This is a genomic window from Polluticoccus soli, from assembly GCF_029269745.1.
Classification (GTDB): domain Bacteria; phylum Bacteroidota; class Bacteroidia; order Chitinophagales; family Chitinophagaceae; genus Polluticoccus; species Polluticoccus soli.
This window is the reverse complement of sequence record NZ_JARJHT010000003.1, coordinates 226,694-238,701: the sequence shown is the minus strand read 5'-3', so window position 1 is coordinate 238,701 and position 12,008 is coordinate 226,694. Positions and strand designations below refer to the sequence as shown.

General features: G+C 48.9%; 13 protein-coding genes. 12 read left to right on the top strand and 1 reads right to left on the bottom strand.

Features of this window, described 5'->3' with window-relative positions:
• Window position 1 precedes the first annotated feature (1 nt).
• The 8 genes from P2W83_RS17235 (at window position 2) to P2W83_RS17200 (ending at window position 4,591) form a co-directional block, all read left to right on the top strand.
• Window positions 2-394 (top strand): hypothetical protein, encoded by a 393-nt coding sequence (locus P2W83_RS17235; RefSeq protein ID WP_276135015.1) that lies wholly within the window; start codon window positions 2-4, stop codon window positions 392-394.
• Window positions 395-415: 21 nt separating this feature from the next.
• Window positions 416-574 (top strand): hypothetical protein, encoded by a 159-nt coding sequence (locus P2W83_RS17230; RefSeq protein ID WP_276135014.1) that lies wholly within the window; start codon window positions 416-418, stop codon window positions 572-574.
• Between the two features lie 5 nt (window positions 575-579).
• Window positions 580-1,125 carry a hypothetical protein gene (locus P2W83_RS17225; protein WP_276135013.1) on the top strand — a complete coding sequence of 182 codons (546 nt, stop codon included), beginning with the start codon at window positions 580-582 and terminating at the stop codon, window positions 1,123-1,125.
• 2 nt (window positions 1,126-1,127) lie between these two features.
• Window positions 1,128-1,670 carry a hypothetical protein gene (locus P2W83_RS17220; protein ID WP_276135012.1) on the top strand — a complete coding sequence of 181 codons (543 nt, stop codon included), beginning with the start codon at window positions 1,128-1,130 and terminating at the stop codon, window positions 1,668-1,670.
• Window positions 1,671-1,678: 8 nt separating this feature from the next.
• A complete protein-coding gene (locus P2W83_RS17215) occupies window positions 1,679-2,506 on the top strand; it encodes a hypothetical protein (RefSeq protein WP_276135011.1) in 828 nt (275 codons plus the stop codon).
• A 411-nt stretch (window positions 2,507-2,917) separates the two neighbouring features.
• Window positions 2,918-3,553, top strand: coding sequence for a hypothetical protein (locus P2W83_RS17210; protein WP_276135010.1), 636 nt, complete (start codon window positions 2,918-2,920; stop codon window positions 3,551-3,553).
• Between the two features lie 13 nt (window positions 3,554-3,566).
• Window positions 3,567-3,767, top strand: coding sequence for a hypothetical protein (locus P2W83_RS17205; RefSeq protein ID WP_276135009.1), 201 nt, complete (start codon window positions 3,567-3,569; stop codon window positions 3,765-3,767).
• A 44-nt stretch (window positions 3,768-3,811) separates the two neighbouring features.
• On the top strand, window positions 3,812-4,591 hold the full coding sequence (locus P2W83_RS17200) for an FkbM family methyltransferase (protein ID WP_276135008.1): 780 nt from the start codon (window positions 3,812-3,814) through the stop codon (window positions 4,589-4,591).
• A gap of 54 nt (window positions 4,592-4,645) precedes the next feature.
• Here P2W83_RS17200 and P2W83_RS17195 read toward each other — a convergent pair whose 3' ends face one another.
• Window positions 4,646-4,867 (bottom strand): hypothetical protein, encoded by a 222-nt coding sequence (locus P2W83_RS17195; RefSeq protein ID WP_276135007.1) that lies wholly within the window; start codon window positions 4,865-4,867, stop codon window positions 4,646-4,648.
• A gap of 228 nt (window positions 4,868-5,095) precedes the next feature.
• Here P2W83_RS17195 and asnS point away from each other — a divergent pair, with 228 nt between their 5' ends.
• The 4 genes from asnS to P2W83_RS17175 all read left to right on the top strand — a co-directional run bounded on the left by asnS (window position 5,096) and on the right by P2W83_RS17175 (window position 11,908).
• Window positions 5,096-6,529: an asparagine--tRNA ligase gene (gene asnS, locus P2W83_RS17190; RefSeq protein ID WP_276135006.1), complete on the top strand. Its 1,434-nt coding sequence runs from the start codon at window positions 5,096-5,098 to the stop codon at window positions 6,527-6,529.
• Window positions 6,530-6,811: 282 nt separating this feature from the next.
• On the top strand, window positions 6,812-9,613 hold the full coding sequence (locus P2W83_RS17185; RefSeq protein WP_276135005.1) for a S8 family serine peptidase: 2,802 nt from the start codon (window positions 6,812-6,814) through the stop codon (window positions 9,611-9,613).
• Between the two features lie 57 nt (window positions 9,614-9,670).
• Window positions 9,671-11,485 (top strand): hypothetical protein, encoded by a 1,815-nt coding sequence (locus P2W83_RS17180; protein WP_276135004.1) that lies wholly within the window; start codon window positions 9,671-9,673, stop codon window positions 11,483-11,485.
• Between the two features lie 51 nt (window positions 11,486-11,536).
• The gene (locus P2W83_RS17175) at window positions 11,537-11,908 is read left to right on the top strand and encodes a hypothetical protein (protein WP_276135003.1); all 372 of its coding nucleotides are present in this window, start codon (window positions 11,537-11,539) and stop codon (window positions 11,906-11,908) included.
• The last annotated feature ends 100 nt before the right edge of the window (window positions 11,909-12,008 follow it).

The following is a 12,008-nucleotide window of genomic DNA, read 5'->3' as shown; positions in this document are numbered from 1 at the left end:
CATGTTAACCTTCCTACTATACACAATAGTGGCGCTAATCGCCAATGCCTGCCTTGTCAGGATACTCTACATCAGCATTCAACCCGGTAAGTGGTTGGATAAGTTGCTCAACTGGCAACAACGGCTACAAAAATGGGATCTGCAAGGCAAAACCTTTCTTGTAAAAGCAGGAGGCTACTGTGAGTTGTGCTTCAGTCATTTTATCACCTTTATCAGTTTCTGGTGTTATGTGCTGGTGTGCAAAGTGGTCATTGGCTTCTGGCTGACTGCGGGAATTGACAACATCTTTTTAAAGGTAGCAGTGAACATCATCTGGTACCTGGTGTACATAAGCGTCGGCACCAACATCGCACTTTTTTTTATTAGCAACCCGCTAAAAACTAAACAAAACTAAACATTCGTCAAGCTGGCCCCTATGAACCTTCATGAGTACTATCACTACCTGCAGCAATTGCCGCAACAAGCCGTTGCTATGTTGCAAACGCGAAATACGCAACAAAACACAACAAAACGCAACAACGTATACAAGAAGAAGCTAAATCGCAAAACCTTCTCACGTAAACCTAAACCCTGACACCCATGCAAAAGCAAGATTTCGAGCAGCTGCGCTCGCACATTCACAATAAGAACAACTATTTCCACCATGGCTTTGCCAATGCTTTCCGCAGTGATGCCACTGGTGCAATCTGGGTGCAGAAGTACAACGACATGCAATGCCTGCTACCCGATGATACCTTGGGTAACTACTTCTACCTGCGTGCCGAGCAAACTGTAAAACATGATCCGCAATCCGCAGAAAGACTAAGTGATGGCGGCGCACAACGCTTGTCGTTTCTTGACAGTGCCACAGTGTACCTCGTAGCCATTGTGCACAATGCCGACGAATACCTGCTGATAGAAAACCTGCGCAATGCTGCCATGGCATATGACGAGATGAATGTGATACCGCTTAGCAGTAATAGCAACCGCGAGTACATCATTGCCGATGAACTCGCGAAGATGAGAACGGATGATGTGCAAGCAGTTCTCAAGCGGCTCACGACACAAACCGTAGTACGCCTTACGCTGCAGGTGTCTAAGACATTCGTACCATCCAACTGTATTGTAAACCCTGTAAAACTATAACCATGGATTGTGAAACCAATTACACTGGCCTCGGCCTGGCGCCTGTATGCGGCGAGGCTATGTCGCTGCCACTTATTGCAGACGCCACCGGCACCTGGGCGTTTATGACCACCTTCAACGGTGCGTATCAGTACACCCAGTTCCACCAAGCCAGCGGACAAACAATTGTAGTACCCGCGAAACTAAATGAGGACTACACCTACGTCTTCAAACTTTACAAACCCGACAACAGCATCTTCAACGATACCTGTTACGCGGTGAAGACCATACCGATGATAGATGGCGAAGTTGCGCTTGTACCTGAAGGAGGAAGCGCCGGTACGATCACTACCGGCAAGTTGCAATTCACTGCGCTGCCGGGACAAGATTCGGTCAGCTACCTCGAACTGATCAACGCAAGACAAATAGCTGTATTTATCGAAGGCACTATCAGGCAGGAAGGTACAGAGCCCGAAGAATACCTGTTCGACAAAGTGCCGGGCATCATCTCTTTCAACTCAGAACTGCAGTCGGGACAAAAGATCACTATTCTCTATTTTAAATAAGCTCTATCATGAAACATTTGCTCATTTCTCTTTTATTGACTTTTACCATCGGCGGCAGCTACGGCCAATCCGGTATGCTGTTCGATAGGTACTACATCAGCGGCTCTCTTTCGCTCGGCCAGCAAAGCAGGCTCTTTGCAGACAGCTCTGCCTGGCTACAGGTTGGAAAGGACACATCCAATAAAGGCATCGTTTTCCCACGTGTCTTGCTCGATAGCATCCACAACACCAAACGCGCGCTGTTTGTATACGATCTAAAAGACTCCGTGCTCTATCATTTCGATGGCAGCAAACGTGTGCGGTACATGACCTACAAAGACACCACGACTATCCGGCAGTTGTTTTCAAACTACCGCATTACCGATAGCATCTCAGAAGGCGTCAACAATAAATACTACACCGATGCACGTGCCCGGGCTGCAATATCTGCCGGCAGTGGTATTGGTTACAATAACAGTACCGGCGTAGTAAGTAACTCCGGCGTGCTTTCCGTAGATGGTGCGGCGGGTTCTATCGATCTTTCCGGTACTTACCACAAACAAGGCGGCAATGCATTCGCCGCAGGCGCAACCATTGGTACTACTAACAACACAGCTGTCAGCCTCATCACCAATGGAACTACGAAGTTTAGTATATCGAATGTTGGTAAGGGGCTATATAGCGGCAGCAGTGCTGAAGATATACTTACATTGAGCAACGACAGGACGAATAAGTTGATCATGGGTATTGCGAGAAATGGTGGTTTTGCAAGCGATAATTTTGTTTTTGTTCAATTCGGTAACAATCTAGTGAACCGATTCTTTCAGCTCCTCCCTTTGCTGGTAGCAGTCAGCTAAATATTGGTCGAACGGATGTGTTGTCGATTATTAGTAATAATTCAGGGAGCGTTCCTACTGAATTGCGTGGAGGACTCGTTGGAACTAATAGTGGGTCTGTTCTCGCCGTTGGTAGTAGGGCGAATTCCGCCGGAAATGGTCACACGGGTACTAGTGGCACACTTAATTGGCTCACGATTCCATGGCACTTAGGTGCCAATTCGGATATAAAGCCTACGTCTGGAAACATGGAGTTTAATGTATTCAATATCATACCCAATGTTAACCAGACTGGTACTGCCATTGTCGCGGTTCGTGGAATCTATATCAATCCCAACCTGATTTCCGCGCCTAATTTTCGCGCTATCGAGATCGATCGCACAAACCTCTGTTACAAAACTGCTGCATGGTATTGTTCAATCTGGCGGCTGGTTGTACAACAGCGGTTCACCCGTCGGCAACGTAAATACCTTTGCAGGTCGCAATGTATTCGGTAACGCACAAGGCGCTACCGGCAATCTCGGTATGAAACTGGAATACTTCGGTGTTAATACTTCTGTCGGCGCCGACCTGGGTAGTTCCGCCGGTGGCAACTTGTACGAGACTAATACACGCACCTCTAATACTGACAAACTCTGGTGTCTTCGCGGTATCGCTTACAACAATACACACATTGGATTGTTTGGTTACCAATCATCGTCATCGGGCAGTGAGCTCATGATCGGGCAGGGTACGAGCTGGGGAAGTACAGCGCCCGGTAAAACGAGTTTTTTCAATACCGTATCGGGAACGGAGACCCGTGCACTCACCATATTCAACACCGGCAACGTGAACATCGGACCTGTGAATACCGATCCGGGCTACAGGCTACAAGTGCAGGGTACTGCAAAAGTTGATGGTGCGTTTGAAACCACGGCCACTATCAAAACCGCTCAGCCCTCAGTAAACGGTGCCGGAAGTGTTAAGCTGGGAAAGGTGATCACCGGTGCTACGGTGACCCTGCAAACGGACAAGTTCCTGGAAGTGGAGATCGACGGAGTGATACGCAAACTGGCAATTGTTGACTAATAAATCTTAAGCTATGACGCAGCATGAATACAATTTGCTAGACCGCCAGCTGAAGAACTTTAGCTATCGAAACCTCATTACTTTAGTGGTGAGTACGGTAACGACGGTCGCAACTGTGTTGGGGGTATACTATGGATTTCGTACAGAACAAGCACTAATGAAATTGGAGATAAAATTGCTGGAACAACGTATTGAACGACTGGAAAGACAGTAAATATCCCATAGTAAGCTTTATCTTGCACTTAAGATACCGTGTTTATGCGCTCACTATTACGAAAACCATTTAGAAAATTTTATTACTCATTATACGGGAAACAAGGCAAGTGTGTAGTAATAAACGACGAAAAATATCGCGTATCCGCTCATATCGCACGGGGAGTAAATAGCGTTATTGACGAAACGCCTTATAAAATCCTAAAAAATCTGGTAGCCAATGCTTCAGTCGTGTTTGATATCGGAGCTAATGTTGGAATAATATCGGTTTTACTGGCGAAGGCTATGAAGCCAAGAACAAAAATTTACTCGTTTGAGCCAGTTCCGTCAACATTCGTAATGCTTGCGGATAATGCAAGGGTGCAAGATGGCAATGCTGCTGTAATTGCAAATAATCTAGCCATTAGCAATGGTGTCGGCGATATTTTTTTTACAAACAGGACGACACACACGATAAATAATATACTTCGTAGTCCAGAGCAGGGCGCAATTTCAGTTAAAGCAACTACAGTAGACGTTTTTTGCAAGGAAAACAACGTAACACCTAATGTAATTAAGGTCGATGTTGAAGGGGCAGAATTTTTTGCGCTTGAGGGTATGACTAAAACGCTACAACAGAATGATTGTATTGTTTTGGTTGAAATTCACAAGTCTATGTTGGCGGATTTTGGAGTTGACAAACAAAAGTTCGTATTGTTTCTCGAGAGGATAGGCTACCATTTATACAACGAGTCAGGTAATCAGATAGCCTATGACGAAATTTTGAATCATACTTGTGTTGTGCTTTCGAGCAGGCCGTTGGAAAGTTCGATGTTCAGTATCTAAACAGTTGACCTCCGAATGCCTATGTCTTCTTGGAGCCTATAGTAGGACTCCCCGCTACCTTCCTTTCCTCCCAGGAATGGCCAGTATAACACTGATGAAGCACAACAACACTGCTCCAACGGTGATGATAGGATAACTAGCCGTTATGCCTACATATAGTGAGCTTATTCCGGCTACCAGGAAAAGCACTGAGACGAAAAGGCGTCCAACTTTGCCCATGTTGTCGAAGGGCATGCGCATTGAACGGATAAAGCTGTAAATACTGTTGGTGAACATATTCTAGAAATTAAGTAAAACTAGAATCTGTATTATGGATCATCAAATGTTTGGGCCTCAATAACATATTAATAACATGTTATGTGTCAATTGCTGAGCTGTATATTTTGTCTTGATACCGAATGTTTGTCAGTTTCAACTGCTTTTGCCAGTTTCCCAATTTCCTTGTTTTATAGTTTCTTTGCACCCTTGGTTGACTTGATCAACCCAACTAATTAAACCGCAGACATGCCACGCATCAAGATCAAAGAGATACTGAATACTGAGAAGTATGATTTCCAGGTAACCGTAAAAGGATGGGTTCGCTCATTCCGCAACAACCAGTTCATTGCCCTGAATGACGGTTCTTGCCTCAATAACCTGCAGGTGGTTATCGACTTTGAAAATATGGCGGAGGATCTGCTGAAAAAGATCACTACCGGTGCCAGCATTAGTGTTGATGGTACCGTGGTACAATCGCAGGGTAAGGGACAAAAGGTTGAAATTAAAGCTACCAACCTGGAGATACTGGGCGAATGTGATAATGAACAATACCCGCTGCAGCTGAAGAACCGTCCCAGCCTGGAATACCTGCGCGAGATAGCGCACCTGCGTTTCCGCACAAATACGTTTGGAGCCGTGTTCCGCGTGCGTCACTCACTGGCATTTGCGGTACATAAGTTCTTCAACGATCGTGGTTTCTTTTACCTGCATACACCAATTGTTACAGCATCTGATGCTGAGGGTGCAGGCGAGATGTTCCGTGTAACGACACTGCCTTTCGATAACCCGCCGCGCAAAGAAGACGGCACTATCGATTTTGCTGAAGACTTCTTTGGCCGCAGCACCAACCTGACCGTGAGCGGTCAGCTGGAAGGCGAGCTGGGTGCTACTGCGCTGGGCGAGATCTACACGTTCGGTCCTACCTTCCGTGCCGAGAACTCAAACACCGCGCGCCACCTTGCCGAGTTCTGGATGATCGAACCAGAAGTTGCTTTCAACGACCTCGTTGACAACATGGACCTCGCTGAGGACTTTGTACGCTACATCATCAAATACGCACTCGACAACAACCGCGAAGACCTCGAGTTCCTCGCACAACGCCTTGCTGACGAAGACAAACAAAAGCCTGTAGCCGAGCGTCATGAAATGGGCCTGATCGAGAAACTGGAGTTCGTTGTAAACAACAGCTTCGAGCGCATCACCTATACAGAGGCTATCGACATACTATTGAATTCGCCTGCATACAAGAAGAAAAAATTCCAGTACGAGGTGAAGTGGGGTATTGACATGCAGAGCGAACATGAGCGCTACCTGGTAGAAAAGCACTTCAAAAAACCGGTTATCGTTACTGACTATCCTAAAGACATCAAGTCGTTCTACATGCGCATGAACGATGATGGCAAGACAGTTGCTGCGATGGATATCCTTGCTCCGGGTATTGGTGAGATAGTAGGCGGATCGCAAAGGGAAGAACGCCTCGACATGCTGGAGAAACGCATGCAGGAAATGGGCGTTCCCACAGAAGAATTGTACTGGTTCCTGGATACACGTCGTTTCGGTACCGTGCCGCATGCCGGCTTCGGGCTGGGTTTTGAGCGTATTGTACTGTTCGTTACCGGCATGACCAACATCCGCGACGTGATTCCTTTCCCACGCACACCAAAGAATGCAGAGTTCTAATTTTCATTAAGTTATACGCGAAAGCCGCCCCAGTGGCGGCTTTTTCATTTCAATTTATCGTTACTTCTGTAAGATCGCCATTGATTTTATAGGGCATTTGTGTTATATTTACTATCCGCCCTAAAATTATCGTCACCATGATTAACCATACGCTACCCGCCGGCTGGCATTGCATATATAAGGGAATCCGCGCCCTCAGGTTTCATTTTACCGTTCCATAGGCTGCGCTCGTAGTCCACCCAAGTCCGAAATTCAATCTCTCACCACGATAAATCACCATTCATGAACATTGAACGTATGTACGAGGCGTACGACAACGCCTCCGACCGTTACTCCCACTCCCAAACCGACATCGAGCAAATGCGTCAAAGCGTACAGGATGCCCGCGAGGGAAAGATCAAACTCACAGACATACCGCAGAACGAAGGCCGCATCAAAAAGCGCCTTGCCCGCGAAGGTCTCAACCAGGCAGACAAAGCGCTGGAGCGCATCAACGGTATCGCCGATTTCCAGGACATCTGCATTGTAAGAAAGATCACCCGCCTGGGCGAAGCTGTTTGCCGCATTGAAATACCGATGCCCTTTGGCAGTACTGCTTATGGTACGGGCTTTCTTATCAGTCCCGACCTGATCATCACCAACCACCACGTGCTGGAAAATGTACAGGCCGCAGCGGGTGCTACTGCCAAGTTCCGCTACGAGCTGGATGAACAAAGCCGCCCGTCCGAAGATGTAACCTTTAAGCTTCGTCCCGACAGGTTCTTTATGACCTCGGATATAGAGAAGCAACCCAACGATCCCAACAGCGGCCTCGACTTCAGCATTGTGGCAGTAGACCCTGTGTCATTTGAAGGCGTGCCACTGTCTGAATTCAAACACGTACCGCTGGATGGCGGACAGGGCAAGATACTGGAAGGCGAGAACTGCGTGGTGATACAACACCCGCAAGGCGACTATAAAAAGATAGTGCTGAAAGACATCCGCCTGCTCACCATACAAGGCGACTTCATCGTGTACGAATCAGACACACAACCGGGTTCATCGGGCAGTATGGTGGTAGGTCTGGGCACAGGTGAGATAGTTGGCTTGCACCATTCCGGAGTGCCGCGCAAAGATGCACAAGGCAACTGGCTGCGCAAAGACGGCACACCTGTTCAAGACAGCGACAGCGATGACACGATAGACTGGCTGGGAAATGAGGGCATCCGCGTCAGCAGCATACTGCGCACCATCGCCGGCATGCCGCTGCCTGCACATATGGAAGACATCCGTCGCGGACTGGTGCAGCTGCACACCATGCCGGATAATACAGCTCCGCAGGAAAGCAAACGCACTACTACCACCAATACTACTTCAACTCCAACAGCATCTACCCCAAAGCCACAAAACATGGAACAACCAAAAAACAATAACACCACACCTGCCAGAGAGCAGTATTTCGATATCGTGATCTCTGCTCGTCCCGGCATGCAGGAGAGCTGGGAAGATCATAAAGAGGCACTCATTCCAAACCTGGTATCGTCTGAGCGCCTGCTGCCATTCAGCACCGATCCGCAACTGCGCAGGCATTACTATATAACTGTCAACAGCAACCTCGACCCATGGAAACAGGCCGCTGAGTTTGAAGCGCTGCCACAGGTAGAGAAGTGTGTGCCCGATCTGCCGTCTAAAACATACATCGATGCGCCGGAAGAAAAACCAAGGGCAGCGCACGAAAGTTTCTTTGGTGGCGATGACAGCGATGAAAAGAACTGGGCAGAGTTCAAAGCCAGGTGGAAAGAATCGCACTGGGGTAAAGACCTGATAGCAAATGCCGACCCGCGCCTGCACCGTTCATGGAACTGGAAAGCAATAAATGCAATAGACATCCATAAAATCAAGGGCTTTGATAAGATACAGGATAACCTGAAGAAGCTGCGACTCGTTCAGCTGGATACAGGCTATACTACTCATAGTAAGAACGCCAACGGCTACGACTTTGAGCGCGACTATGATACCGTGAACGAAGACAGCGACGCAGCCGACCGCATGAGCAACCGTGTAGGACGCATGCCGGGTCATGGTACGCGCACTGCCAGTCTTGTGGTAGGTAGCAGGATATCTCAGGATCCGAAGAAATGTGATGGCAACCGCGGTATACTTACGGTGGGTGATGCTCCGCTGATCCAACTGGTACCGTACCGCGTAGCGAACTCCGTAATACTGATAGGCGCGGCTCACGATATGGTGGAAGGTGCACGACGCGCTGTCAACAACAATGCCGATGTCATGTTCATGTGCATGGGTAGCTATCCACGGCCTATGATAGAAGCTATGGCCAAAGACGTGTACGACAAAGGTGTGATCTGGGTATGCGCCGCCGGCAACCAGGTGAAGGTGGTAATAGCGCCAGCTGTGTATCCCGGCACTATTGCCGTGGCTGCGGTTAATCCGGACTTCCGTCCATGGAGTGGTAGCTGCCGCGGACCTGAAGTCGATGTAGCTGCACCGGGCGAAGATGTATATGTGCCCACGTATAATGGCAAGTCAGAGACCATGCGCTTTGGTAGTGGTACCAGTTATGCTACACCGCATGTGGCATCGGCAGCTATGTTGTGGAAAGCCAAACACCTCGACGAATTGAACAAACAGTATGATAAGCCATGGCAGATAGTGGAGGCCTTCCGTTACTGCCTGCACAAAAGCGTGCAGCAGTACGATGCAAGATGGTCGCAGTGGGAGCGTGAGAACTATGGCGCTGGCGTGCTTGACATCAACAAGCTCCTGGCTACACCGCTGCCTGCAGCTGTTACGTTGAAATACGCTTACGAGAATGTAGACATCTCTCCGTCGTGGGATCTTGGTGTGACCGAAGCTGTGGCTAAGATATGGGAAGCACTCAGCCTGACCGTAACCGGTGCAGAGTCGACTGTTGGCCAGCAGCCTTTGACAGAACGTGCGCAACTGGCCATGGGTGCATTGACCGGCACTGCGGTATCACGCAATGCGACTGAGTCTGCCGTAACCACGCTGACGGAAGACGCGAAGCAAACCGTGCTCGAAGCTTATTTCGGCAGCTTCCGTAACCCCGTGAAATACGACTAAGGTGAAAATGAATATTCAGTAATCCCAACGATCCATCATCATTTAAAAAACAACACTATGCCAAACAATAAATATTTCGATTTTCATTTTCACCCACTGTTCAAACAAATGCTGTGCAACTGGGAAGACAATTACCCCAGTGCCGTTCCGCTCAGCGAGCTGGAGAACAACCTTGACCTGAAGAACTACCTGCTGGAAAAAATAGACAGCATGTTCCTCAACATACTGGGTAGCCAGTCGAGCGTAACACAGTTGCAAAAAGGTAACGTGCTGCTGGGTGTGGCTAATATTGTGGCATTGGAGTTTGGTTTTGCCGACAGTCGCAAAGGCTTTGGCGCCATCCTGCAATCCAATATCACCCGTCCGCTCGATTTGCGTTACTTCAGCAACGTGCGCGAAAGCAAGACGTCTTACTACCGCATGTTCCTGCACGAGCTGAGCATGTATCGTAACCTTGTGGCACTTAGTGAGAATGGCAACCATCCGGTCAAGTTCCTTTCGCGCAAGCAAAAGACAACCATCGGTGACAACGATATCATCTTCGCGCTGGGTATAGAAGGCGGGCATAACCTCTGTCGCGACTATGTGGCTAAGAAAGGCTATGCCGATACAGGCAAACCCGGTACCGCAGACGATGAACTTTGGAAAGACTTCTGCAAGCCACTCACCACAACGCAGGCACGCTCGGCCGAAAGCCTGAGGCGCCTGCACGCTGCGCTTTGGAAAGAAGACCTCGATCTGCTTTACGTTACGCTCACACACCTCACACATATCGATCAGCAACTGCTGGCCAACCATGCCTTTGGTATGAAGATGCTGAACCACGCAGCTTTCTATCCGCAAGGCTACGGATTGGAGCAGGAGGGCAAAGATTTCATCACTGCAGCATACGAGCTGACTGCTGATGGTAATCCAACGCCTGTGCTGATAGACACCAAGCACATGAGCCTGAAGAGCCGCATGGATTTCTACGACTATCGCAGGGAGAAAGGCTATACGCATCCTATCGTTGCATCGCATGTGGGTGTTACCGGTTACACGCTCAATGAATGGAAGTTGGCCAAAGCACATGCTGCGCCGGCAACCAAAGAAGGCGTACGGGTGAATGAGGTAGTGACAGAACCACAGAAATGCGGTACCTATGGCAATCTCATTGTCAAAGACCAGTACCACTACAACCCGTGGAGCATTAACCTGATGGACGAAGACATAGAAGAAGTGATAGAAAGCAAGGGCATGATTGGCGTGAGCCTCGATGTGCGCATACTTGGTTTTGAAAGCAGGGTAGCGCAGCTACTGAGTGGCGAACACGCCGAGTACCTCAGCGTGAATGAATACAACTGGGCATTTGGTCGCGGTACCGATACCAACACTGCGCTGGCAGAAGTACGTGGTGCTGAAGAAGCGCTGATACCAGGCAAAGACACCCGCCAGCCACTGGCGCTCGCGTTCAATATCGTCCACATACTGGCGGTGGGCAAACGTATGGGCATGACGGATGCGTGGAAGTACATCACCATCGGCAGCGACTTTGATGGACTGGTGAACCCGGTACAACTGGCTGAAGACTGCACGCTGCGCCCGGCGCTGGAAAGCACACTGATGCGCTGGCTGCCGGTTGCTGAACGCGCTTATGACCAGGAACATGGAGTTGGTGCGCTGCTGCCCGGTACAAACGGTACACAGCGCAGCATGAACACAGAGCCAGACCTGCAAATGCTGCAAACCGTTGTGCGCGGACTGCTGTATGAAAATGGCCGCAGGTTCTTGTACAACTGGTGCAACATACCGCTGGTTCACCCTGCTGCCGAAGAAGCGGCTTTGGTGAACGTGACAATGCCAGCCGTGGAAACTATTACGAAAAAAGAATAATGGTTAACTTAGATGTCCCCCTGCAAAGGGGGGCATTAAATACCCGGTACTATGTCAAAAGTAATTAAAATAAAGATCGATTCGCGCGAGCCGTTCTCCGGCTTCAAGCTCCCGGTGACGGCCGGACAGAAGATCGAATTTGCCTGCGACAGGTCACAGCGTTGGAAAGACCTTTTCTTCAAGAGCTCGCCCAACGGATTTTTTAACCCCCTGGCCTGGATAGCAGGTTTGCGGGTACGTGGTGTAAAATGTTTTGCGCTTTGCGGCTGCTACAACGATGACGTGAAGACAGGATTCAAGATCGGTACGGGGCGCACAATAGAGATAGAGAAAGATGGTTTCCTATCTTTCTTTGCCAACGACACCGAGGGGTACTACTACAACAACTACGGCTCGGTAGAGCTGGAGATAAAGACTGTGTAAGTCACACGCATGAACGAGAACAAGAAAGCCACCCTGTCAAGGGTGGCTTTCGTATTTTGAATTAGCGATGTTATGACATAGTTGTTGGAGCGATCGACTA